This is a genomic window from Enterobacter sp. MEB024, assembly GCF_030209635.1.
GTDB classification, from domain to species: domain Bacteria; phylum Pseudomonadota; class Gammaproteobacteria; order Enterobacterales; family Enterobacteriaceae; genus Enterobacter; species Enterobacter ludwigii.
Map to the genome: position 1 here is coordinate 473,357 of NZ_JARVRQ010000003.1, position 24,556 is coordinate 497,912.

25 protein-coding genes are annotated in these 24,556 nt (G+C 56.0%); 17 read left to right on the forward strand and 8 right to left on the reverse strand.

The features are described 5' to 3' along the window. Window positions 1–4 precede the first annotated feature (4 nt). The 7 genes from cheY to bglB all read left to right on the forward strand — a co-directional run bounded on the left by cheY (window position 5) and on the right by bglB (window position 7,931). Entirely contained in the window at window positions 5–394 is a 390-nt protein-coding gene (gene cheY / locus QRN24_RS08445) for a chemotaxis response regulator CheY (RefSeq protein WP_000763862.1), read from the forward strand. A gap of 13 nt (window positions 395–407) precedes the next feature. Next, window positions 408–1,052, forward strand: a complete 645-nt coding sequence (gene cheZ / locus QRN24_RS08450) for a protein phosphatase CheZ (protein ID WP_047744911.1) — start codon at window positions 408–410, stop codon at window positions 1,050–1,052. 275 nt (window positions 1,053–1,327) lie between these two features. Continuing rightward, the gene (gene flhB / locus QRN24_RS08455; RefSeq protein ID WP_014170659.1) at window positions 1,328–2,476 is read left to right on the forward strand and encodes a flagellar biosynthesis protein FlhB; all 1,149 of its coding nucleotides are present in this window, start codon (window positions 1,328–1,330) and stop codon (window positions 2,474–2,476) included. Further along, a complete protein-coding gene (gene flhA / locus QRN24_RS08460; RefSeq protein ID WP_014170658.1) occupies window positions 2,469–4,547 on the forward strand; it encodes a flagellar biosynthesis protein FlhA in 2,079 nt (692 codons plus the stop codon). Before flhB ends, flhA begins: the two co-directional genes overlap by 8 nt. Next, window positions 4,544–4,939, forward strand: a complete 396-nt coding sequence (flhE, locus tag QRN24_RS08465; RefSeq protein WP_123266835.1) for a flagellar protein FlhE — start codon at window positions 4,544–4,546, stop codon at window positions 4,937–4,939. Before flhA ends, flhE begins: the two co-directional genes overlap by 4 nt. A gap of 264 nt (window positions 4,940–5,203) precedes the next feature. Continuing rightward, window positions 5,204–6,787 (forward strand): MFS transporter, encoded by a 1,584-nt coding sequence (locus QRN24_RS08470; protein ID WP_025203842.1) that lies wholly within the window; start codon window positions 5,204–5,206, stop codon window positions 6,785–6,787. Window positions 6,788–6,791: 4 nt separating this feature from the next. Next, entirely contained in the window at window positions 6,792–7,931 is a 1,140-nt protein-coding gene (gene bglB, locus QRN24_RS08475; RefSeq protein ID WP_284942614.1) for a beta-galactosidase BglB, read from the forward strand. A 34-nt stretch (window positions 7,932–7,965) separates the two neighbouring features. On the opposite strand, the gene argS is transcribed toward bglB, so the two are convergent. Next, entirely contained in the window at window positions 7,966–9,699 is a 1,734-nt protein-coding gene (argS, locus tag QRN24_RS08480) for an arginine--tRNA ligase (protein WP_014170653.1), read from the reverse strand. A gap of 239 nt (window positions 9,700–9,938) precedes the next feature. On the opposite strand from argS, the gene QRN24_RS08485 reads away from it, so the two are divergent. Both QRN24_RS08485 and cutC read left to right on the forward strand, forming a co-directional pair. Continuing rightward, window positions 9,939–10,499 carry a VOC family protein gene (locus tag QRN24_RS08485; RefSeq protein ID WP_044867377.1) on the forward strand — a complete coding sequence of 187 codons (561 nt, stop codon included), beginning with the start codon at window positions 9,939–9,941 and terminating at the stop codon, window positions 10,497–10,499. Between the two features lie 76 nt (window positions 10,500–10,575). Next, window positions 10,576–11,319 carry a copper homeostasis protein CutC gene (cutC, locus tag QRN24_RS08490; protein WP_284942637.1) on the forward strand — a complete coding sequence of 248 codons (744 nt, stop codon included), beginning with the start codon at window positions 10,576–10,578 and terminating at the stop codon, window positions 11,317–11,319. 184 nt (window positions 11,320–11,503) lie between these two features. Here cutC and cmoB read toward each other — a convergent pair whose 3' ends face one another. The 5 genes from cmoB to QRN24_RS08515 are packed head-to-tail and all read right to left on the reverse strand — an operon-like array spanning window position 11,504 to window position 15,084. Continuing rightward, window positions 11,504–12,475 carry a tRNA 5-methoxyuridine(34)/uridine 5-oxyacetic acid(34) synthase CmoB gene (cmoB, locus tag QRN24_RS08495; RefSeq protein ID WP_020883389.1) on the reverse strand — a complete coding sequence of 324 codons (972 nt, stop codon included), beginning with the start codon at window positions 12,473–12,475 and terminating at the stop codon, window positions 11,504–11,506. Beyond that, window positions 12,472–13,215 (reverse strand): carboxy-S-adenosyl-L-methionine synthase CmoA, encoded by a 744-nt coding sequence (cmoA, locus tag QRN24_RS08500; protein WP_020883390.1) that lies wholly within the window; start codon window positions 13,213–13,215, stop codon window positions 12,472–12,474. The genes cmoB and cmoA overlap by 4 nt, the downstream gene beginning before the upstream one ends. Window positions 13,216–13,255: 40 nt before the next feature. Then, complete coding sequence (locus tag QRN24_RS08505; protein WP_020883391.1) at window positions 13,256–13,651, reverse strand: MAPEG family protein; 396 nt, start codon at window positions 13,649–13,651, stop codon at window positions 13,256–13,258. 51 nt (window positions 13,652–13,702) lie between these two features. Further along, window positions 13,703–14,521 (reverse strand): DUF72 domain-containing protein, encoded by an 819-nt coding sequence (locus QRN24_RS08510; protein ID WP_232946948.1) that lies wholly within the window; start codon window positions 14,519–14,521, stop codon window positions 13,703–13,705. Continuing rightward, on the reverse strand, window positions 14,518–15,084 hold the full coding sequence (locus QRN24_RS08515) for a hydrolase (RefSeq protein ID WP_032678431.1): 567 nt from the start codon (window positions 15,082–15,084) through the stop codon (window positions 14,518–14,520). The genes QRN24_RS08510 and QRN24_RS08515 overlap by 4 nt, the downstream gene beginning before the upstream one ends. A 264-nt stretch (window positions 15,085–15,348) precedes the next feature. On the opposite strand from QRN24_RS08515, the gene aspS reads away from it, so the two are divergent. The 6 genes from aspS to ruvB all read left to right on the forward strand — a co-directional run bounded on the left by aspS (window position 15,349) and on the right by ruvB (window position 20,616). After that, window positions 15,349–17,136, forward strand: coding sequence for an aspartate--tRNA ligase (aspS, locus tag QRN24_RS08520; protein WP_032678430.1), 1,788 nt, complete (start codon window positions 15,349–15,351; stop codon window positions 17,134–17,136). 1 nt (window position 17,137) lies between these two features. Then, window positions 17,138–17,581 carry a dihydroneopterin triphosphate diphosphatase gene (nudB, locus tag QRN24_RS08525; RefSeq protein ID WP_014170644.1) on the forward strand — a complete coding sequence of 148 codons (444 nt, stop codon included), beginning with the start codon at window positions 17,138–17,140 and terminating at the stop codon, window positions 17,579–17,581. A gap of 27 nt (window positions 17,582–17,608) precedes the next feature. Further along, window positions 17,609–18,349, forward strand: a complete 741-nt coding sequence (locus QRN24_RS08530) for a YebC/PmpR family DNA-binding transcriptional regulator (protein ID WP_014170643.1) — start codon at window positions 17,609–17,611, stop codon at window positions 18,347–18,349. A gap of 34 nt (window positions 18,350–18,383) precedes the next feature. Next, a complete protein-coding gene (gene ruvC, locus QRN24_RS08535; protein ID WP_025203848.1) occupies window positions 18,384–18,905 on the forward strand; it encodes a crossover junction endodeoxyribonuclease RuvC in 522 nt (173 codons plus the stop codon). 80 nt (window positions 18,906–18,985) lie between these two features. Then, window positions 18,986–19,597 (forward strand): Holliday junction branch migration protein RuvA, encoded by a 612-nt coding sequence (gene ruvA, locus QRN24_RS08540; RefSeq protein WP_020883395.1) that lies wholly within the window; start codon window positions 18,986–18,988, stop codon window positions 19,595–19,597. Window positions 19,598–19,605: 8 nt separating this feature from the next. Continuing rightward, window positions 19,606–20,616 (forward strand): Holliday junction branch migration DNA helicase RuvB, encoded by a 1,011-nt coding sequence (ruvB, locus tag QRN24_RS08545; protein ID WP_014170640.1) that lies wholly within the window; start codon window positions 19,606–19,608, stop codon window positions 20,614–20,616. 39 nt (window positions 20,617–20,655) lie between these two features. Here ruvB and znuB read toward each other — a convergent pair whose 3' ends face one another. Beyond that, window positions 20,656–21,441: a zinc ABC transporter permease subunit ZnuB gene (gene znuB / locus QRN24_RS08550; RefSeq protein WP_014170639.1), complete on the reverse strand. Its 786-nt coding sequence runs from the start codon at window positions 21,439–21,441 to the stop codon at window positions 20,656–20,658. Continuing rightward, a complete protein-coding gene (gene znuC / locus QRN24_RS08555; protein WP_014170638.1) occupies window positions 21,438–22,193 on the reverse strand; it encodes a zinc ABC transporter ATP-binding protein ZnuC in 756 nt (251 codons plus the stop codon). Before znuC ends, znuB begins: the two co-directional genes overlap by 4 nt. Window positions 22,194–22,270: 77 nt before the next feature. On the opposite strand from znuC, the gene znuA reads away from it, so the two are divergent. Then, entirely contained in the window at window positions 22,271–23,215 is a 945-nt protein-coding gene (znuA, locus tag QRN24_RS08560; protein ID WP_025203849.1) for a zinc ABC transporter substrate-binding protein ZnuA, read from the forward strand. Window positions 23,216–23,230: 15 nt separating this feature from the next. Then, the gene (mepM, locus tag QRN24_RS08565) at window positions 23,231–24,550 is read left to right on the forward strand and encodes a murein DD-endopeptidase MepM (RefSeq protein WP_014170636.1); all 1,320 of its coding nucleotides are present in this window, start codon (window positions 23,231–23,233) and stop codon (window positions 24,548–24,550) included. Window positions 24,551–24,556: the final 6 nt, after the last annotated feature.

The following is a 24,556-nucleotide window of genomic DNA, read 5'->3' on the forward strand; positions in this document are numbered from 1 at the left end:
TTTTATGGCGGATAAAGAGCTTAAGTTTTTGGTTGTGGATGACTTTTCCACCATGCGTCGTATCGTACGCAACCTGCTGAAAGAGCTGGGCTTCAACAACGTTGAAGAAGCAGAAGACGGCGTTGATGCGCTGAACAAACTGCAGGCGGGCGGGTTTGGTTTTGTTATCTCCGACTGGAACATGCCAAACATGGACGGTCTGGAACTGCTGAAAACCATCCGTGCGGACGCGGGAATGGCGTCATTGCCGGTTCTGATGGTGACCGCAGAAGCGAAAAAAGAGAACATTATTGCCGCAGCACAGGCGGGCGCTAGTGGCTATGTCGTGAAGCCGTTCACTGCGGCCACCCTGGAAGAGAAGCTCGGTAAGATCTTCGAGAAACTCGGCATGTGAGGTGTTGGTTATGATGATGCAACCTGCTATGAAACCCGTTGAAGAACACTCGCCCAGCGATATCATTGCCCGCATCGGCAGCCTGACACGCATGCTGCGTGACAGCCTGCGTGAACTGGGGCTGGACCAGGCAATTGCCGAAGCGGCGGAAGCCATTCCGGATGCCCGCGATCGTCTGGACTACGTTGTGCAGATGACCGCTCAGGCGGCTGAACGTGCGCTGAACAGCGTTGAAGCGTCACAACCGCATCAGGATGCGATGGAGAAAGGCGCGAAAGCGCTGACCAAACGCTGGGATGAGTGGTTTGAGAATCCAATCGAGCTGGCGGATGCCCGCGAGCTGGTCACGGATACCCGTCAGTTCCTGGGCGATGTGCCGGACCACACCAGCTTTACCAACGCGCAGCTGCTGGACATCATGATGGCGCAGGATTTCCAGGACCTCACGGGCCAGGTTATCAAGCGCATGATGGATGTGATTCAGGAAATTGAACGTCAGCTGCTGATGGTGCTGCTGGAGAACATTCCGGAACCGGCCGCTCGTCCAAAACGCGAGAACGAAAGCCTGCTCAACGGTCCACAACTCGACGCCACCAAAGCGGGCGTTGTGGCAAGCCAGGATCAGGTAGACGACCTGCTGGACAGCCTTGGTTTCTGATTGAGGTGATGACCCTCAGGTTGCGCGCGCAACCTGAGGGTATGCCGCTTAATTTTGGGTGCATAACGCTGGGGTGGCTGGCCCTTGCTCACGCACTGCTTGCTGACAGTGTTGCCAAACGCTATCTCAAATTTTTTTTGCCGTTTTTTACTCATCACCCGATTGCTCCGACGCTGAACTGGCTAAAAGAACCCGGTTATTGGGTTTTTTCAACCCATTGATGAAGGGTCAGGCTGGCATGATACCCGTGACTAAATGGGCTGCGAGCAGGCACTGTGGCAGAAGAGAACGACGACAAAACGGAAGCCCCCACACCCCACCGACTAGAAAAAGCGCGTGAGGAAGGGCAGGTCCCCCGATCCCGAGAACTGACATCCCTGCTGATCCTCATCGTAGGCGTGTGCATTATCTGGTGGGGTGGGGAGGCGCTCGCCCGCAAACTGGCGGGAATGCTCTCGGCTGGCCTACGTTTTGACCACAGTATGGTCAACGACCCTAACCTGATCCTCAGCCAGATAATCCTGCTCGTTAAAGATGCCATGCTTGCGCTGTTGCCCCTGATTACCGGCGTCGTGCTGGTGGCGCTGGTCTCGCCCGTAATGCTGGGCGGTCTGGTGTTTAGCGGGAAATCGCTGCAACCCAAGTTTTCGAAACTGAACCCGCTGCCGGGGATTGCGAAAATGTTCTCGGCGCAAACCGGTGCGGAGTTGCTTAAAGCGATTCTGAAATCGGTCCTGATGGGCAGTACCGGCGGTTTTTTTCTCTGGCACCACTGGCCGGAAATGATGCGCCTTATCAGTGAATCGCCGTTAACCGCGATGAGCAATGCGCTGAACCTGGCCGGGCTCTGTGCCCTGCTGGTGGTGCTCAGCATTATTCCCATGGTGGGTTTTGACGTTATCTTCCAGCTTTACAGCCACTTCAAGAAACTGCGCATGTCTCGTCAGGATATTCGGGATGAATATAAGCAGATGGAAGGTGACCCGCACGTGAAAGGGCGTATCCGCCAGATGCAACGTGCTGCCGCCCGTCGACGGATGATGGAAGATGTGCCAAAAGCCGACGTCATTGTGACTAACCCGACACACTATTCCGTTGCGCTGCAGTACGACGAAAACAAAATGAGCGCGCCGAAAGTGGTGGCGAAAGGGGCGGGGCTTATCGCCCTGCGTATTCGTGAAATTGGTACCGAAAACCGGGTGCCCATACTCGAAGCGCCTCCGCTGGCGCGCGCGCTGTATCGCCATGCGGAAATTGGACAACAGATCCCAGGACAACTCTACGCCGCGGTGGCGGAAGTGCTGGCCTGGGTATGGCAGTTGAAACGCTGGCGTCTGGCTGGCGGTCAACGGCCTGTGAAACCTGAGAACCTTCCGGTGCCTGACGCGCTGGATTTTATGAACGAGAAGGACACTGATGGCTAATCTGGTGGCAATGTTGCGCCTGCCCGGCAACCTGAAATCGACGCAATGGCAGATCCTTGCCGGACCGATTCTCATCCTGCTAATTCTGTCGATGATGGTTTTGCCGCTTCCGGCGTTCATCCTCGACCTGCTTTTCACATTCAACATTGCGTTGTCCATTATGGTTTTGCTGGTGGCGATGTTCACCCAGCGCACCCTTGAGTTCGCCGCATTCCCGACCATTCTGCTGTTTACCACCTTGTTAAGGCTGGCGCTGAACGTGGCGTCAACCCGTATCATTCTGATGGAAGGTCATACCGGTGCTGCCGCAGCGGGTAAAGTGGTTGAGGCATTCGGCCACTTCCTGGTCGGCGGTAACTTTGCCATCGGTATCGTGGTGTTCGTCATTCTTGTCATCATCAACTTTATGGTTATCACCAAAGGTGCCGGACGTATCGCGGAAGTGGGCGCGCGTTTTGTGCTTGACGGGATGCCGGGCAAGCAGATGGCCATCGACGCGGATCTGAACGCCGGGCTTATTGCCGAAGATGAAGCCAAAAAGCGCCGCTCGGAAGTGACGCAGGAAGCTGACTTCTATGGCTCAATGGACGGTGCGAGTAAGTTTGTTCGCGGTGATGCCATTGCGGGCATCCTGATCATGGTGATTAACGTGGTCGGCGGCCTGCTGGTGGGCGTGCTGCAGCACGGCATGGACATGGGCCACGCGGCGGAAAGCTATACGCTGCTGACCATTGGTGACGGTCTGGTGGCTCAGATCCCGGCGCTGGTCATCTCAACGGCGGCGGGGGTTATCGTGACCCGCGTCAGTACCGATCAGGATGTTGGCGAGCAGATGGTCGGGCAGCTCTTCAGCAACCCGCGCGTGATGCTGCTGGCCGCCGCGGTGCTGGGCCTGCTCGGTCTGGTGCCGGGAATGCCAAACCTGGTGTTCCTGCTGTTCACTGCGGCATTGCTGGGCCTTGCCTGGTGGATGCGTGGCCGTGAGATGACCCCGGCAGCGGAACCTGCTCCGGTAAAAATGCCGGAGAACACGCAGGCCGTGGAAGCGACCTGGAACGACGTTCAACTGGAAGATTCACTGGGAATGGAAGTGGGGTATCGCCTCATCCCGATGGTCGATTTCCAGCAGGATGGCGAACTGCTGGGCCGAATCCGCAGCATCCGTAAAAAATTCGCCCAGGACATGGGCTTCCTGCCGCCGGTGGTTCACATCCGCGACAATATGGATCTGCCGCCTGCGCGCTATCGAATTCTGATGAAAGGCGTAGAGATTGGCAGCGGTGATGCTTATCCAGGCCGCTGGCTGGCCATTAACCCGGGCACCGCGGCGGGTACGCTGCCAGGCGAGCAAACCATCGACCCGGCCTTTGGCCTGGCTGCCATCTGGATTGAAAGCGCGCTGAAAGAGCAGGCGCAAATTCAGGGCTACACCGTGGTGGAGGCGAGTACCGTGGTGGCGACTCACCTGAACCATCTGATTGGACAATTCTCGGCCGAGTTGTTTGGTCGTCAGGAAGCCCAGCAACTGCTCGATCGCGTCACGCAGGAGATGCCGAAGCTGACGGAAGATCTCGTGCCAGGCGTCGTGACGCTGACCACGCTGCACAAGGTGCTGCAAAACCTGCTCGAGGAAAAAGTGCCGATCCGCGATATGCGTACCATTCTGGAAACCCTCGCCGAGCATGCACCGTTGCAAAGCGATCCGCACGAACTGACGGCGGTGGTGCGCGTGGCACTGGGGCGGGCGATCACGCAGCAGTGGTTCCCGGGCACCGGGGAAGTGCAGGTTATCGGCCTCGATACGCCGCTTGAACGTCTGCTGCTGCAGGCTCTGCAGGGCGGTGGAGGGCTGGAACCTGGCCTGGCCGACCGTCTGCTGGAGCAAACACAAGAGGCGCTGGCGCGTCAGGAGATGCTGGGTGCGCCACCGGTTCTGCTGGTGAACCATGCGCTGCGTCCGCTGCTGTCGCGCTTCCTGCGCCGTAGCCTGAACCAGCTGGTCGTGCTGTCGAATATGGAGTTGTCGGATAACCGTCATATCCGTATGACGGCGACGATCGGAGGAAAATAATGCGTAAGTGGTTATGGATTTTACTTTTTCCGCTGGTGGCCCAGGCCGCCGGGGAAGGGACCTGGCAGGCCAGCAGCATTGGCGTGACCCTCAGCAACCGCGGTGTCGCCATGTCTTCGCGACCATTATCACCGACTGAGCCGGTGTCCGGTCTGATGACCCTGGTGGTCTGGAACTACACGCTTATTGGCCCAACGCCAGCCGGGCTTCGGGTACGACTGTGCTCCCAGACACGCTGTACGGAAATTGACGGAGAGAATGGCACCACTCAGGCCTTCAACGGCGTGCCTGCTGTTGAACCTTTGCGCTTTATCTGGGAAGTGCCAGGCGGCGGACGCCTGATCCCTGCGCTGAAAGTTCAGCGTAATTCCGTCATCGTCAACTACCGCTAATACCCCGCTTTCTACGCCAGCCATCAGCCATTTCTGATGGCTGGCTCGCAAAAAATGACCTCCTCTTTTGATGTAAAAGAAACGCTGTTTTATAAATCAGTGACACGCGTAACGACACTCTTTGCATTTTTGCCAGCCGCTTGCCGGTGATGGCAAAAACAGAAAGGTATCACCAGGTCGATACTCTTACTGTAGCCGTGTAATAACTCCCGGATCAGATTTTGCTTACAGGGAGTCTCCCAAAACTGAGTAGGGTTGACGGCAATGAAAACACGAAAAATTGGACTCGCAAATTATCTTGCTTACGGGTCAGGCGATTTCCTCGGGGCGGGAACCACCGCCCTGACGGCGGCCTGGCTTTTGTATTTTTATACAACGTTCTGTGGACTCTCCCCGATTGAAGCAACCTTCATCTTTGCTGCCGCAAGGGTACTGGATGCCGTCGTCAGCCCTTTGATGGGCTTTTTGACCGATAACTTTGGCACGACATGGCTCGGCAAGCGCTTCGGTCGGCGTAAGTTCTTTATTCTGCTGGGGATCCCGTGCGTATTCAGCTACTCCCTGATGTGGGTGGGGGAGATGAGTTTCTGGTATTACCTGCTGACCTATCTGGTGTTCGATATCGTCTACACCATGATTCTGGTGCCGTACGAAACGCTGGTGCCGGAAATGACCGATGACTTTAAACAGAAAACCCGCTTCTCAGGTGCCCGTATCTCGATGGCGCAAATGTCTGCCATCCTGGCCTCATTCCTGCCGGGGATCCTGCTCACGCATTTCGGCAAAGACAACGCGGTCTCCTTTTTCTATGCAAGCCTGGTCTTCTCCGTGCTGTGCGCGCTGATGCTCATGCTCGTCTGGTTCTTCACCTGGGAGCGACCGCGGGAAGAGTGGAGCGAAGCCGCCCTGCGTGCCGAAGAAGAGAAGAAGAAACTCTCGCTCGGGCAGAGCCTCAACCGCCTGTTTGTTGAGTTGAGCTCAACGCTGCGCGTGAGAATTTTCCGTCAGCATCTGGGGATGTACCTTGGCGGGTATATCGCCCAGGACGTCTTTAATGCCGTGTTTACCTACTACGTGGTTTTCGTGCTGATGCAGGAAGCATCCATGGCCTCCAGCCTGCTGGGCACGATGGCCATCTTCCAGTTTATTGCGGTTATCGCCATGATCCCGCTGTGCATTCGCTTCGGACCCGCGCCGTCCTATCGAATGGTCGTGGTGCTGTTTGGCCTGGCATCGCTTTCCTACGCCGTGCTGTATTACGCGGGCCTGAGTGATATCTACTCTCTGTTATTGCTGGTCTCTGCAGTTGCCGGTCTGGGACGCGGTGGGATCAACTATGTGCCGTGGAATACCTACACCTACATTGCTGATGTCGATGAAGTGATCACCGGCCAGCGCCGCGAAGGGATTTTCGCCGGCATCATGACGCTGACCCGCAAAGCCTCGCAGGCGGGGGCGGTAATGCTGGTGGGCATTGTGATGCAGATGTCCGGCTTTGTAAGCGGACAAAAGACCCAGCCCGCGGAAGTGAGCCACACCATTCTGCTGATCCTGAGCGTGGGAACGCTTCTGGTTCTGTTCTGCGGCTTCCTGGTCTCGCTGCGTTTCAAACTCAATTTGCACACCCACACCACGCTGCGTGAAGAGACCGCCAAAATGCGCGCGTCTGGTCGCGCCATTCCTGAGAGTGCGACACCAGAAGCCCGCGCCACCGTGGAGATGCTGGCCGGTATGCCTTATGCGTCGCTGTGGGGCAATAACAACATCGGTTATCTGAATCGTAATAAGCCTGCGGCACCTTCGCTGAAGGGGCGTGCGGTACTGAATTCGACATACAACAGAGGTTAAGATAATGAAAGTTTGGCCGGTCAAACACAGTCCACTCCTGCGTCAGCCTGCGCATTTCATCGCCCGGGACGAGCTGAAATCGCTGATTGAAAAGGTGACGCATAACCTCGTTAATATCCACGATACAACAGGTGAGTTTTTACTGCGCCTGGACGACGGGCGGGTCATTGACACCAAAGGTTGGGCAGGCTGGGAGTGGACCCACGGCGTGGGGTTATACGGTATCTGGCAGTATTACTGCCTGACGGGCGACGAAGCGATGCGTGACATCATTGACCGCTGGTTTGCCGATCGTTTCAGGGAAGGGGCGACCACCAAAAACGTGAATACCATGTCACCGTTCCTGACGCTGGCTTATCGTTACGAAGAGACCAGAAACCCGGCCTGGCTGCCGTGGCTGGAAAGTTGGGCGGAGTGGGCTATGAATGAGATGCCGCGCACCGACCATGGCGGCATGCAGCACATCACCCTGGCGGAAGAGAATTCTCAGCAGATGTGGGATGACACGCTGATGATGACGGTTCTGCCGCTGGCGAAAATCGGCAAACTCCTTAATAAACCGGAGTACGTTGAAGAGGCGGTGTATCAGTTTCTGCTGCACGTGCAAAACCTGATGGATCGTGAAACCGGCCTGTGGTTCCACGGCTGGAATTACGAAGGCCACCATAACTTTGCGAAGGCACGCTGGGCACGAGGCAACAGCTGGCTGACCATCGTGATCCCGGATTTCCTTGAGCTAGTGGATTTGCCTGAACATAACGCCGTTCGCCGCTACCTTGTGCAGGTGCTGAACGCGCAGATTGCGGCCCTCGCCAAATGTCAGAACGATAGCGGCCTGTGGCATACGCTGCTCGACGATCCGCATTCCTACCTTGAGGCGTCAGCCACGGCAGGCTTTGCCTACGGTATTCTGAAAGCGGTGCGTAAACGCTATGTCGGCGCGGAATATGCTGAGGTGGCGGAGAAAGCGATTCGCGGCATTGTGGAAAATATCTCGCCGGAAGGGGAGTTACTGCAGACGTCGTTCGGTACGGGGATGGGCCGCGATCTGGCGTTCTATCGCCAGATCCCACTCACGTCGATGCCCTATGGACAGGCCATGGCAATCCTGTGTTTAACGGAATACCTGCGCAAATATTTTTGAACATAAAAAACCCGGCGATGGCCGGGTTTGTTTATTACATGCGCTCTACGGTTTCGATACCCAGGGTATCCAGACCCAGCTTCAGGGTCTTCGCCGTCAGCTGAGCCAGCTTCAGGCGGCTGTTGCGGACCGCTTCGCTTTCCGCAGACAGGATAGGGCAGTGTTCGTAGAAACCGGAGAACAGACCCGCCAGATCGTACAGGTAAGAGCACATCACGTGCGGGGTACCGTCACGTGCGACAACGGCCAGCGTCTCTTCAAACTGCAGCAGACGTGCCGCCAGCTGGGCTTCGCGATCTTCGGAAATGATCACCTCAGCATTGGCCAGCGCGCTTTCATCGATACTGGCTTTACGGAACACGGAGAGCACGCGGGTGTAGGCATACTGCATATACGGCGCAGTATTACCTTCAAAGGCCAGCATGTTATCCCAGTCGAAGATATAGTCGGTGGTACGGTTCTTGGAGAGATCCGCGTACTTCACTGCACCGATACCCACGGCGTTGGCGAGTTTTTCCAGCTCATCGGCAGGCATATCCGGATTCTTCTCGGCCACCAGACGGCGGGCGCGTTCCAGCGCTTCGTCCAGCAGGTCGGACAGCTTCACGGTACCGCCCGCACGGGTTTTGAACGGCTTACCGTCTTTACCCAGCATCATGCCGAACATATGGTGTTCAAGCGGCACGGAATCCGGCACGTAGCCTGCTTTGCGCACGATAGTCCACGCCTGCATCAGGTGCTGGTGCTGACGGGAGTCGATGTAGTACAGCACGCGGTCCGCATGCAGCGTTTCGTAACGGTATTTCGCACAGGCGATATCGGTGGTGGTGTAAAGATAGCCGCCATCCTTTTTCTGGATGATCACGCCCATCGGTTCACCTTCCTTGTTTTTATACTCATCTAGGAACACGACCGTCGCGCCTTCGCTCTCAACCGCCAGGTTTTTGGCCTTCAGGTCAGCCACAATGCCAGGCAGCATCGGGTTATAGAGGCTTTCACCCATCACATCGTCACGGGTCAGGGTGACGTTCAGACGGTTATAGGTGAGCTGGTTCTGGGACATGGTGATGTCAACCAGTTTGCGCCACATCTCGAGGAAGTACGGGTCGCCGCCCTGCAGTTTTACCACGTAACTGCGCGCGCGCTCGGCAAAAGCGTCGTCTTCGTCGTAGTGTTTTTTAGCTTCGCGGTAGAACCCTTCCAGGTCTGCCAGGGCCATCTCACCCGCGTTTTCCTGCTGCTGTTTTTCCAGGTAAGCAATCAGCATCCCGAACTGGGTACCCCAGTCGCCCACGTGGTTCGCGCGGATCACTTTGTGACCGAGGAATTCCAGGGTACGCACGGCCGCGTCACCGATAATGGTGGAACGCAGGTGCCCGACGTGCATCTCTTTCGCCACGTTTGGCGCTGAGTAGTCAATCACCACGGTCTGCGCTTCTGGCTGGGAGACACCCAGACGGTCAGATTTCAGCGCCGCGTCAACGTGGCGTGCCAGGAAAGCAGGCTCAAGGAAGATGTTGATAAATCCAGGGCCGGCGATTTCAGTTTTGCTGGCAATACCGGTGAGATCCAGATGAGTCAGCACCTGCTCAGCGAGTTGTCGCGGCGGCATACCCAGTTTTTTAGCCACTGCCATCACGCCATTAGCCTGATAGTCGCCAAACTGTACTTTTGCTGACTGACGAACCTGCGGTTCGCAATCCGCAGGCGCGCCTGCTGCAATCAGTGCCTGACTGACTTTTTCGGAGAGAAGAGCCTGAATATTCACCTGGATACCTTACATTTTTGATGCGGGCAAATAACCGCCCGCGCCAGTTAAAGAATTTAGGGCGGGAGTATACTGCAAATGCCTTCTGGCGTCAGCATTGCGGGGGCCGAAGATTGCTCAGAATCCAGGCTAAGAAAGCATGCATAAACATGCAGTCGTAAAAACCGCTATTCAGAGGTTGGTCGAAAGAGGGCAACAGAGTAAATTAGCGGCTTTGCGACACGATAAGAGACTGACGTATGGCGAACTGGCACTCCATTGACGAACTGCATGATATTTCCGCAGATTTACCGCGCTTCACCCAGGCGTTCACAGAACTTGCCACCCGCCTTGGTCTGGATATTGCGCCGCTTGAGGCCGATCACATCTCCTTGCGCTGCCATCAGAACGCAACCGCCGAGCGCTGGCGTCGCGGGTTTGAACAGTGTGGCGAGTTACTCTCAGAGAACATCATCAACGGTCGCCCCATCTGCCTGTTCAAACTGCAAGAACCGGTTTGCGTGGCTCACTGGCAGTTCAGTGTGGTCGAATTGCCCTGGCCGGGCGAGAAACGCTACCCGCATGAAGGCTGGGAGCATATCGAAATTGTCCTGCCGGGTGAGCCCGAAACGCTGAATGCTCGTGCACTGGCGCTGTTGTCTGACGAGGGCCTGAGCAAGCCTGGCATTTTTGTGAAAACAAGTTCCCCGAAAGGCGAACGAGAGCGTCTGCCTAATCCTACTCTGGCCGTCACTGACGGACAGGTGACCGTGAAGTTCCATCCCTGGACGATTGAACAGATTGTTGCCAGCGAAGCATAAGATGTGACCGTACGCTGAGACCGGGCGTAGCCTGCGTGTCATGATGGTGCGTTAAGTGGATATTAAGGAGGATGTAATGGCGCTGCTGGAGATTTGTTGTTACAGCGTGGAGTGTGCCGTCATCGCGCAACAGCACGGGGCTGACCGCATTGAACTGTGCGCCGCACCCAAAGAGGGTGGGTTAACGCCTTCATACGGGATGCTGAAGTCTGCCCGTCAGGCTGTCACCGTTCCGGTACACCCGATTATTCGTCCTCGCGGCGGCGATTTCTGTTACACGCCGGGCGAGTTCAGTGCCATGCTTGAAGATATCACTCTCGTTGGCGATCTGGGATTCCCCGGCCTGGTTATTGGGTTGCTTGATGAAGACGGCAATGTCGATCTGCTGCGCATGCGTCAGGTCATGAACGCGGCAAAAGGGATGGCGGTCACTTTTCATCGCGCGTTTGATATGTGTAAAAATCCCCTGCAATCCTTTGATATTCTTGCTGAACTTGGCGTGGCGCGGGTCCTGACATCGGGTCAGCAGTCATCTGCTGAAAAAGGACTGCAATTAATTACGGAACTAAAAGCACATTCCGGTGTTCCAATAATAATGGCGGGTGCGGGAGTGCGTGCCAGCAATATGGAACTGTTTTTAAACGCCGGGGTAGAGGAGCTTCACAGCTCTGCGGGCAAATGGATGCCATCGCCCATGCGTTATCGCAACACAGGGTTGTCAATGTCGACGGATGCTGAAGCGGATGAGTACTCACGCTACGGTGTAGAGGGAGCGTCGGTTGCGGTAATGAAATCGATGATTGAACGTCATCACGTGTAGCAACGTACCGATTTTTACCGCGCATCATGTCGCCCAATATGATGCTTGCTTGTACCAGGCCCCTGCAATTTCAACAGGGGCCTTTTTTTATGCCCCTCACCCTAACCCTCTCCCCAAAGAGGAGAGGGGACAGTACGGTGCGGTCTTTTCTCCCTCGCCCCTTTGGGAAGAGGACCGGGGGAATCTACGGTTTCGTCGCGATCAACACCGCGCGCATTGGCGCAGGATACCCTTCGACAGTCTTGCTGTGGTCTGCCGGGTCGAGGAATTCCGCCAGCGATTCGGTGATCATCCAGTCGGTGCGACGCTGTTCTTCAGTTGACGTTACGCAGACATCGGCAATACGGACATCCACAAAACCGCACTTCTCCAGCCAGTTTTTCAGCGCCGGCGCGGAAGGAATAAAGTAAACGTTCCGCATCTGCGCATAGCGATCGCCCGGCACCAGAACGGTATTTTCATCACCCTCTACCACCAGCGTTTCCAGCACCAGCTCGCCGCCGCTGACCAGCTGATCTTTCAGCTGCCACAGATGTTCGAGTGGGGAGCGGCGGTGGTACAGGACACCCATCGAAAACACGGTGTCAAACGCCTTCAGGGCAGGGAGCTGCTCAATACCCAACGGCAGCAGGTGCGCGCGCTGGTCGTTACCCAGCAATTTACGCACCGCTTCAAACTGGCACAGGAACAGCTGCATAGGGTCAATCCCCACCGCCAGATGTGCCCCTGCGCCAATCATGCGCCACATGTGGTACCCGCTGCCGCAGCCAACATCCAGAATGGTTCGCCCGGTCAGGTCGGAAAGGTGAGGCAGCACGCGATCCCATTTCCAGTCAGAACGCCATTCAGTATTAATGTTAACGCCGTAGAGTGAGAACGGACCTTTGCGCCACGGCATCAGGTTACGCATTAGCGTTTCAATGCGGTTTATTTGCCCGGGCGGAAGCGGCGTTTCGCTTTGTGCGGTAACGCTGTGGAGCAGATCCAGACGGTGTGGGGTCAGTTCCGGCAGAAACTCCACCGCGTTGGACCACTGCTTTAACAGACCATGCTGCTGATCCCGCTGCCAGGCAGCAATTTGTGCCGGCAGCGTCTCCAGCCAGTGGGAGAGATGGTTTTTGGCAATCAGCTGATAGAAATTACTGAACTCGATCATGCGATGTCCCCACCTTTCAGCGCCACCAGCGAGCCGAAGTTGAAGCACTGGAACCACAGTTCGCTGTGCTCGAAGCCTGCCTGACGCAGGCGTGCTTTATGGGTTTCGACGGAGTCCGTCAGCATCACGTTTTCGAGCATGCTACGTTTCTGGCTAATTTCCAGCTCGCTATAGCCGTTGGCCCGTTTGAAGTCGTGATGCATATTGAACAGCAGCTCACCCACTTCGGCATCTTCAAAGCTGAATTTCTCGGACAGCACCAGCGCGCCACCGGGTTTCAGGCCTTTATAAATTTTGTCCAGCAACAGCTGACGGTCTTCAGGCACCAGGAACTGCAGAGTAAAATTCAGAACCACCAGCGACGCGTTATTGATGTCGATATCACGGATATCACCTTCCACAACCTCGACTGGCGTCGGGGCTTTATACGCGTCGATGTGGCGACGGCAGCGTTCCACCATGGCCGGGGAGTTATCGACGGCAATGATTTTGCAGCCTTCATGGTGAACGTTACGACGAACAGACAGCGTTGCCGCGCCGAGCGAGCAGCCCAGATCATACACCTGCGTGCCGGGTTGAACGAAACGCTCAGCCAGCATGCCGATCATAGAGATGATATTGGAATAACCGGGAACAGAGCGCTGGATCATATCCGGGAAGACTTCGGCAACCCGTTCATCAAAGGTCCAGTCGCCCAGGCTGGCGATAGGCGCGGAAAAAAGCGTGTCGCGATCTGACATAACGTAAAAATCCGGGAAAAATAAAGTGGCGTATTGTGCGCTAATGGAAGGAGAAAACCAACTCCCACGGCATATACCAAAGGTTAGCCAGCACCATCAGCAAAAGCGAACACCAGGTCGCGCTCATGCCGGAACGACGCCAGCGGAATAAGCGGTGGTGAAAGCCGTAATAATGCATTAACCGGCCGGCAATCAGAAGCAGGCCGCAGACGTGCACCATCCAGGTTTCCGCGCCGTTCATTTCCATAAACAGCAGCAAAATTAACGCAACGGGGATGTACTCAACCGCGTTACCGTGAATGCGGATAGCGCTCTGTAACTCCGAAAAACCGCCGTCACCGTAAGAAACACGGTACTGCATTCGCAGGCGCACAACATCAAATGAAAACTTAATCAGCAGTAATGCACCTAACACCGCATACAGCGCGCTGACCATACTAACTCCCTGTTTTTGGCAGATGGCACCTTCCTATGATAGGGGCTGATATCAGAAAAGAGAAGATTGTTGTGGGATAGAAGGGGCGCTGCCTACAGACGGAACCGCAGCCTGCAAGGCCTGCCAGAGAACATCGACCAGTTCGGGGGCATGAGCGATATCCGGCGTATGGAGAAAGAGATACGGCGTGGTGGTTTGCTCCCATTTCGCTAATTTTTGCAGCCAGACGGCGAACATCTCCTGGTTTTGCTGCATGTTATCGCTGCCGATAAACCTGACCATCGGGTTTTGCGCGGTGACCACGGCGTGAACAGGCACTCTGGGCTTTTTACGCTGGGCATCAATGATGGCCTCGTTATGCGGGATGGCGCTGTGCACGGGACGGCTGTCGAGAATCACCCGGTTCACCCCGCGCGCATGTAAGCCACGGTTAAGGGCCGTTTCAGCCTCTCCCTTGGCAAAAAACGCCGCATGTCTCACCTCAACGCCGTAGGTGAAGTCCTTGGGCAGGGTATCAAGGAACTGCCATAGCGCAGGCAGGTCGCGTGGGCTAAAGGTGGCCGGAAGCTGCAACCAGTACTGACCGATGCGGTTCGCCAGCGGCGACATCCGGCCAAAGAACTCGCCGGTCAAATCACCGCAGTTTCGCAGCGCAGCGGTGTGGGAGATCGTCGCCGGAAACTTGAAGCAGAAGCGGAAATCATCGGTCGTCTGGTCGCGCCAGCGCTCAACAATCTCTGCTCTGGGTAGCGCGTAGAGAGTGGTATTGCCCTCGACGCAGTTGAAATGACGGGCATATTCTTCAAGGCTGGTAATACCCAGGCGCACCCATTTCGGGTGCGACCACTGGGGCAGGCCAAGGTAGATCATAGGGCGCTTATAATGTCGTCCGTGCTACGCACGCGGCCAATGCGCGGGAAGATGTGGGTCATACTGCCCTGGTGCTGCTCCGCAGACGCTGCGCTGCATGCATCTTCAGCAATCACCAGGTTAAAGCCCAGCTCCCAGGCGTTCCGGGCGGTGGATTCCACGCCAATGTTGGTGGAGATCCCACAGAGAATCAGGGTGTCGATACCGCGCCGACGCAGCTGCAGCTCAAGATCGGTGCCGTAGAATGCGCCCCACTGGCGTTTGGTCACTTCGATATCGCTGTCCCGTTTGCCGAGCGAAACCGGATAGGTCCACCAGTTTTCAGGTAGTGAATGTGCTGCAACCTGAGCATCGACAGGCTGTTTTAAGGCCTCCGCGAAATCCGCTGACCAGCCAACGCGCACCATGATCACGGGGGCACCGCTGGCACGGCATTTTTCTGCCAGACGCGCGGCGCGGCTGACAACATCTTCGGCGCTGTGCGGGCCTCCGGCAAACGGCAGGATCCCTTCCTGTAAATCAATCACCACAAGCGCGGTTTTGCGGGCATTAAGTGTTAACATGGTAACTCCAGTGAAATGAGTCGCTTCCGCTACACCTTACGACGTAATGACCTGTTATCGGTCGGATAATTTTGTTAATTTTTGTGAGAATACACAATAAGCGCGCAGCAAACGACCGTCTGGCCGTGGTTCGCTCTTATCGTCTGGCGGAATTTCCAGTATAATAGCCGCCTTTTTTCATCCAGTTGTGACATACAGAAAGCTGCGACATAGTAGCCTGCATTCCAGGCGACATTTAGCCTGCGGCTAATTAAGGGATATCTCATGCGTACAGAATATTGCGGGCAGCTGCGTCAGTCCCACGTTGGACAGCAGGTAACCCTGTGTGGTTGGGTCAATCGTCGTCGTGATCTTGGGAGCCTTATCTTCATCGATATGCGCGACCGCGAAGGTATCGTTCAGGTGTTCTTCGACCCAGATCGCGCAGATGCGTTGAAGCTGGCTTCTGAGCTGCGTAATGAGTTCTGCATTCAGGTCACCGGCACCGTACGTGCGCGTGACGAGAAAAACGTTAACGCAGACATGGCGACCGGCGCAATTGAAGTGCTGGCGTCGGATCTGGTTATCATCAACCGTGCTGAAGCGCTGCCGCTGGACTCCAACCACGTCAACACTGAAGAAGCGCGTCTGAAATACCGCTATCTGGACCTGCGTCGTCCGGAAATGGCTCAGCGCCTGAAAACCCGTGCGAAAATCACCAGCCTGGTGCGTCGCTTTATGGATGACCACGGTTTCCTCGACATCGAAACCCCGATGCTGACCAAAGCCACGCCGGAAGGCGCGCGCGATTACCTGGTTCCATCCCGTGTACACAAAGGCAAATTCTACGCGCTGCCACAGTCTCCTCAGCTGTTCAAACAGCTGCTGATGATGTCCGGCTTCGATCGCTACTATCAGATTGTAAAATGCTTCCGCGACGAAGACCTGCGTGCTGACCGTCAGCCAGAATTTACCCAGATCGATGTGGAAACCTCCTTCATGACGGCCGAGCAGGTGCGTGAAGTGATGGAAGCCCTGGTGCGCAGTCTGTGGAATGACGTGAAAGGCGTGGAACTGGGTGATTTCCCCATCATGACCTTCGCTGAAGCTGAACGTCGCTACGGTTCTGACAAACCAGACCTGCGTAACCCGATGGAGCTGGTGGACGTTGCAGACCTGGTGAAATCCGTTGAGTTCGCGGTATTTGCCGGCCCGGCTAACGATCCAAAAGGTCGCGTGGCTGCCCTGCGTGTACCGGGCGGTGCGGCGCTGAGCCGTAAGCAGATTGACGATTACGGCAACTTCATCAAGATCTACGGCGCGAAAGGTCTGGCCTATATTAAAGTGACCGAACGTGCGAAAGGTCTGGAAGGCATTACCAGCCCGGTGGCGAAATTCCTGAACGCGGAAATCGTGGAAGCGATCCTCGAGCGCACCGGCGCACAGGATGGCGACATGATCTTCTTTGGCGCAGACAACAAGAAAATCGTTGCTGACGCGATGGGCGCGCTGCGTCTGAAGCTGGGTAAAGACCTGAGCCTGACGGACGAGAGCAAATGGGCTCCGCTGTGGGTAATCGACTTCCCAATGTTCGAAGACGACGGTGAAGGCGGCCTGACCGCAATGCACCACCCGTTCACCTCGCCAAAAGACATGACGGCGGCAGAGCTGAAAGCGGCACCGGAAGATGCGGTAGCAAACGCGTATGACATGGTTATCAACGGCTACGAAGTGGGTGGCGGTTCCGTGCGTATTCACAGCGGCGAAATGCAGCAAACCGTGTTTGGTATTCTGGGAATCAACGAGCACGAACAGCGCGAGAAATTCGGCTTCCTGCTGGATGCCCTGAAATACGGTACGCCGCCACACGCGGGTCTGGCATTCGGTCTTGACCGCTTGACCATGCTGCTGACCGGCACCGACAACATTCGTGATGTTATCGCCTTCCCGAAAACCACGGCTGCGGCCTGTCTGATGACGGAAGCCCCAAGCTTTGCCAACCCGGCCGCGCTGGCTGAGCTGGGCATTCAGGTGCTTCCGAAAGCTTCAAAAGAGATTTCGGAGAACGAATAATATGCAGTATAAGCGTCCCGTTTCGGTTCTGGTTGTCATTTATGCAGAAGATACGAAACGGGTGCTGATGTTGCAGCGGCGCGATGACCCTGATTTCTGGCAGTCGGTTACCGGCAGCCTGGAAGAGGGGGAGACCGCGTCGCAGGCCGCCGCGCGCGAAGTAAAGGAAGAGGTCACCATTGACGTTGCTTGCGAGCAACTGACCCTGAAGGACTGTCAGCGCACGGTGGAGTTTGAAATTTTTAGCCATTTACGTCATCGCTATGCGCCGGGTATTGAGCGCAATACGGAATCGTGGTTCTGTCTCGCGCTCCCCCATGAACGGGAGATCGTGTTTACCGAACACCTGACCTACCGCTGGGTGGATGCGGCGGATGCCGCTGCACTGACCAAATCGTGGAGCAACCGGCAGGCGATTGAAGAATTTGTAATTAACGTAGCCTGAAAAGGCGCGCTCTTTGAGGAAATTTTTATGGCAGGTCATAGTAAGTGGGCCAACACCAAACACCGCAAAGCGGCACAGGATGCCAAGCGCGGTAAGATCTTCACCAAAATTATTCGTGAGCTGGTTACAGCGGCACGTCTGGGCGGCGGCGATGCGGCGTCTAACCCGCGTCTGCGCGCGGCAGTAGATAAAGCCCTGTCCAACAACATGACGCGTGACACCCTGAACCGTGCTATCGCACGTGGCGTAGGCGGTGATGAAGACGCGAACATGGAAACCATCATTTATGAAGGTTACGGTCCTGGCGGTACGGCGGTGATGGTTGAATGTCTGTCCGACAACCGTAACCGTACCGTAGCGGAAGTGCGTCATGCCTTCAGCAAATGCGGTGGTAACCTGGGCACTGACGGCTCCGTGGCCTATCTGTTCAGCAAAAAAGGCGTCATCTCCTTCGAGAAAGGCGACGAAGACGTAATCATGGAAGCGGCGCTGGAAGCCGGTGCAGAAGACGTTGTGACCTATGATGATGGCGCAATCGACGTCTACACCGCGTGGGAAGAGATGGGCGCAGTACGTGACGCGCTGGAAGCGGCGGGTCTGAAAGCCGACAACGCTGAAGTCTCCATGATCCCGTCAACCAAAGCGGACATGGATGCGGAAACGGCACCTAAACTGCTGCGTCTGATCGACATGCTCGAAGACTGCGACGACGTGCAGGAAGTGTATCATAACGGTGAAATCTCTGATGAGGTTGCAGCGACTCTCTGATGAGAGCGTATAAACCGTTTACGGGAGACGCGTGATGTCGATTATCCTCGGGATTGACCCCGGCTCGCGCGTCACCGGTTATGGCGTCATCCGGCAGGTAGGGCGCCAGTTAACCTACCTTGGCAGCGGCTGTATTCGGACCAAAGTGGACGATCTGCCGTCGCGCCTGAAGCTAATCTATGCTGGCGTGTCGGAGATCATCACCCAGTTTCAGCCCGACTTTTTTGCCATCGAGCAGGTCTTTATGGCGAAAAACGCCGATTCAGCGTTAAAACTGGGTCAGGCACGGGGCGTCGCCATTGTTGCGGCGGTGAATCAGGATCTTCCGGTGTTCGAATACGCAGCCAGACAGGTCAAACAGACCGTCGTGGGGATTGGTAGCGCGGAGAAAAGTCAGGTGCAGCATATGGTGCGCACGCTCCTGAAGCTTCCCGCGAACCCGCAGGCAGACGCCGCCGATGCGCTGGCGATAGCCATTACCCACTGTCATATAAGCCAGAACGCGGTTCAGATGAGCGAATCGCGGCTTAATCTGGCGCGAGGCAGGTTACGATAATGACAAATCAGGCTGGATGTTTATCCAGCCTTTTTTTATTATGTCGGCAGTTAATTTCTTCCAGAACGCAGGAGCGTCACGTGATAGGCAGACTCAGAGGCATCATCATTGAAAAACAACCCCCGTTAGTGCTGCTGGAAGTCGGTGGCGTGGGCTATGAAGTCCATATGCCGATGACTTGCTTCTATGAGTTGCCGGACGCGGGCAAAGAGGCGATTGTCTTTACCCAGTTTGTGGTGCGTGAAGATGCCCAGTTGCTGTATGGCTTCAACAACAAACAGGAACGGATGCTGTTTCGCGAGCTGATCAAAACCAACGGCGTCGGGCCGAAGCTGGCGCTGGCTATTTTGTCCGGCATGTCCGCTCCACAGTTCGTCAATGCCGTTGAACGCGAAGATCCTGCTGCGCTGATTAAACTCCCGGGTATCGGCAAGAAAACCGCGGAGCGTTTGATTGTTGAGATGAAAGACCGCTTTAAAGGTCTGCATGGCGATCTGTTTACGCCTGCCGCTGATCTGGTGCTTACCTCGCCGGGCGCGCAAGCCTCTGACGATGCTGAACAGGAAGCGGTTGCTGCGCTGGTGGCGCTGGGATATAAACCTCAGGAGGCCAGCCGGATGGTGAGCAAAATTGCCAAACCGGATGCCAGCAGTGAAACCCTGATTCGTGAAGCGCTACGCGCGGCATTGTGAGGTAAAGGATGATTGAAGCAGATCGCCTGGTATCGGCAGGCACCCTTCAGGCAGAAGACGTGGTGGATCGCGCCATCCGCCCGAAACTGCTTGATGAGTATATTGGCCAGCCGCAGGTTCGTTCTCAGATGGAGATCTTCATCCAGGCGGCAAAACTGCGCGGCGATGCACTCGATCACCTGCTGATTTTTGGCCCTCCCGGTCTGGGGAAAACCACGCTGGCGAACATTGTCGCCAATGAAATGGGCGTTAACCTGCGCACAACTTCTGGCCCGGTGCTGGAAAAAGCGGGCGATCTGGCGGCAATGTTGACCAACCTTGAACCGCATGACGTGCTGTTTATCGATGAGATCCACCGCTTGTCGCCAGTCGTGGAAGAGGTGCTCTATCCGGCGATGGAAGATTACCAGCTGGACATCATGATCGGTGAAGGTCCGGCAGCACGTTCCATCAAGATCGATCTGCCTCCGTTTACCCTGATTGGCGCGACGACGCGTGCCGGGTCATTGACCTCTCCGCTTCGCGATCGTTTTGGTATCGTTCAGCGTCTGGAGTTCTATCAGGTTGCGGATCTTCAGCATATTGTTGGCCGCAGTGCCCGCTATATGGGGCTGGAGATGAGCGAGGAAGGGGCGTTTGAGGTAGCGAAGCGCTCCCGGGGGACGCCGCGTATTGCGAACCGCCTGTTGCGTCGCGTACGTGACTTTTCCGAAGTAAAACACGATGGCACGATCTCGGCTGAGATTGCAGCGCAGGCGCTGGATATGCTGAATGTGGATGCCGAAGGCTTTGACTACATGGACCGTAAGCTGTTGCTGGCGGTACTGGATAAGTTCTTTGGCGGTCCGGTCGGACTGGATAACCTGGCGGCAGCGATTGGTGAAGAGCGCGAGACAATTGAAGATGTGCTTGAGCCGTATCTGATCCAGCAGGGTTTCTTGCAACGTACCCCGCGCGGTCGTATGGCAACGGTGCGGGCGTGGAACCATTTTGGTATTACCCCGCCAGCGATGCCGTAGCAGAGGTTCCCTCTCCCGGGTGGGAGAGGGGAGAGGCGATCAGCTTGCAGGCTTCTTCATCATACTGAAGATAAACAGCAGCGCCGCACACAGCACCACAGACGGGCCGGCAGGGGTATCGTAGAACGCCGAGAAGGTTAACCCTCCCGTTACCGCAATCATCCCGATGATAACCGCGACACCGGCCATTTGCTCCGGCGTACGGGCAAAACGACGCGCAGTGGCCGCGGGGATAATCAGCAGGGAAGTGATGATCAGCGCGCCGACGAATTTCATCGCCACACCAATCGTTAACGCCGTCACCAGCATCAGCAACAGCTTCACGCGCTGCAGCTTCACGCCGTCGACAAACGCCAGATCCGGGCTGACGGTCATCGCCAGCAAATTACGCCACTGCCAGAGCAGAATACCCAGCACGACCACCACACCAGCGGCGATGGAGATCAGATCTTCAGGCGTCACGGCCAGCAGGTCACCGAACAGGTAGGCCATCAGATCAACACGAATGTTCGACATCAGGCTCACGACCACCAGACCCAGCGACAGGGCGCTGTGGGCCATAATACCAAGCAGCGTATCGATGGCGAGGTGAGGGCGCTTTTCCAGCCATACCAGCCCTGCGGCCAGCAGCAGCGTGACCACAATCACCGCGTAGAAGGGATTCACGTCCAGTAACAGGCCAAAGGCAACGCCCAGCAGAGACGCGTGTGCCAGCGTATCGCCAAAATAGGACATTCTGCGCCACACCACAAACGAGCCCAGTGGGCCCGCGGCGCAGGCAAGCATAATCCCGGCCAGCCAGCCGGGCAGTAACAGTTCAATCATGAGTGTCCATTTCCCCGGCGCAGGACAATTCGTCCCTGTAAATCATGGCGGTGATTGTGATGATGGCGATAAATTCCCAGCTGCTCAGCGCCGCGAGGGCCGAACATGGAGATGAATTCAGGGTGCATTGACACCACTTCCGGCGTGCCGGAACAGCAGATGTGATGGTTAAGGCACAGCACTTCGTCGGTCTTGGCCATCACCAGATGGAGATCGTGGGATACCATCAGCACCGCACAGTTGAGTTCGCGGCGTAGCTGGTCGATTAAATCGTAAAGTGCGACCTGACCATTGACGTCCACACCCTGCGTCGGCTCATCCAGCACCAGAAGCTGTGGGCTGCTCAACAGGGCGCGGGCAAGCAATACGCGCTGGGTTTCACCGCCGGACAGTTTCTGCAGCGGGGCATCAATCAGATGGCCTGCCTGCACGCGTTTCAGCGCCGGAAGAATATCGGCTTTATGTGTCCCGGGGCGCAGACGCAGGAAACGGCTAACCGTCAGCGGCAGTGTGGCGTCGAGGTGGAGTTTTTGCGGCACATAGCCGATGCGTAATTTTTCCTCACGGCGGATAACCCCTTCGTCAGGTGTTACCAGACCCAGCACCACGCGCACCAGGGTGGATTTCCCTGCGCCATTGGGGCCGAGCAGCGTCAGAATTTTGCCGGGTTTCAGATCCAGCGACACGTCAGAGAGGACGCGGCGTTGGCCAAATGAGACCGAAATATTGTCGAGAGAAACCAAAGTCGTCATGTCAATTTAAGCTTGCAGAAGTCAACGAATGTTATAATATCACATCCCACGCATTCATTACGATGATTAGTCGCATTATGTTACATAAAAATACGCTTCTTTTCGCAGCATTATCCGCTGCCCTTTGGGGTTCAACAGCACAAGATGTTAACGCTGCTGTTGTCGCTTCGCTTAAACCGCTCGGTTTCATTGCTTCCGCGATTGCAGATGGGGTTACTGACACCCAGGTTCTGCTCCCTGATGGGGCTTCCGAGCATGATTATTCCCTGCGTCCATCTGATGTAAAACGCTTACAAAACGCGGACTTAGTTGTCTGGATTGGTCCAGAGATGGAAGCGTTTATGCAGAAGTCGGCAAAACAGGTGCCGGGCGAAAAACAGGTCGCCATTGCCGAACTCCCGGGCGTGAAACCGTTGCTCATGAAAGGGGCTGACGACGACGGTGATGAACATGATGCCGGACACGCCGACGGCGAAAAAGGTGATGGGGATCACCATCACGGCGAGTACAACATGCACCTTTGGCTATCCCCAGAGATAGCGCGGCTTTCGGCGGTTGCAATCCATGACAAATTAGTGGAACTTATGCCGCAAAGTCGAGCCAAACTAGACGCCAACCTGAAGGATTTTGAGGCACAATTAGCCGCAACCGATAAGCAGGTGGGTAATGAGCTCGCACCGTTGAAAGGAAAAGGGTATTTCGTTTTTCATGACGCCTATGGCTATTACGAGAAACACTACGGCCTGACCCCGCTGGGGCACTTTACCGTCAACCCTGAAATTCAACCTGGTGCGCAGCGTTTACATGAAATCAGAACACAGTTGGTTGAGCAGAAAGCGACATGCGTTTTTGCTGAGCCACAGTTCAGGCCAGCGGTCGTAGAAGCCGTGGCCAGGGGAACATCCGTGCGCATGGGAACCCTTGACCCGCTAGGTACGAATATCCAGTTGAGCAAAGCGAGCTATTCGCAGTTTCTCAGCCAACTGGCGAACCAGTATGCGAGCTGCCTGAAAGGAGATTAACGAGGAAGTGAATACGTGCAACAGATAGCCCGCTCTGTCGCCCTGGCATTTAACAATCTGCCTCGACCCCATCGCGTTATGCTGGGGTCTCTTACAGTTCTCACGTTAGCGGTCGCCGTCTGGCGGCCCTATGTTTACCATCCGAGTTCTGCCCCAATCATCAAAACCATCGAGCTTGAGAAGAGTGAGATCCGCTCTCTCCTCCCTGAGGCCAGTGAACCTATCGACCAGGCGGCTCAGGAAGATGAAGCCATCCCGCAGGATGAGCTGGACGATAAAACCGAGAATGAAGCGGGGATCCACGAATATGTCGTTTCGACGGGTGATACGTTAAGCAGCGTTCTGAACCAGTACGGTATCGACATGGGAAACATCAGCCAGTTGGCGGCGGCTGATAAAGATCTTCGTAACCTGAAAATTGGTCAACAGCTCTCCTGGACGTTAACCGCTGATGGCGATCTGCAACGCCTGACCTGGGAAATGTCCCGTCGCGAAACCCGCACCTACGATCGCACTGCAAACGGTTTCAAAATGACCAGTGAAATGCAGAAAGGCGACTGGGTGAACAGCGTGATGAAAGGGACCGTAGGCGCAAGCTTTGTCTCCAGCGCGCGCGATGCGGGGCTGACCAGCGCCGAGATCAGCTCGGTAATCAAAGCCATGCAGTGGCAAATGGACTTCCGCAAACTGAAGAAAGGCGATGAATTCTCTGTCCTCATGTCCCGTGAAATGCTTGACGGCAAGCGTGAGCAGAGCCAGCTGGTGGGCGTGCGTCTGCGCTCTGATGGCAAAGATTATTACGCCATTCGTGCTGAAGACGGTAAGTTCTACGACCGCAGCGGTACCGGGCTTGCGAAGGGCTTCCTGCGCTTCCCGACGGCTAAACAATTCCGTGTCTCATCCAACTTTAACCCGCGCCGTCTGAACCCGGTCACCGGGCGTGTTGCGCCGCACCGTGGCGTTGACTTTGCCATGCCGCAGGGGACACCTGTGCTGGCTGTGGGTGATGGCGAAGTGGTGATTGCAAAACGCAGCGGTGCAGCCGGGTATTATGTTGCGGTGCGTCATGGTCGTACCTACACCACCCGCTATATGCACCTGCGTAAGCTGCTGGTTAAGCCGGGACAGAAAGTGAAACGTGGCGACCGTATCGCGCTCTCCGGGAATACCGGGCGCTCTACCGGGCCGCATTTGCACTATGAGGTGTGGATTAACCAACAGGCAGTGAACCCGCTTACGGCGAAACTGCCGCGTACCGAAGGCCTGACAGGTAAAGATCGTTCCGATTACCTGGCGCAGGTGAAAGAGGTGATTCCGCAGCTGCGCTTTGATTAAGCCCTC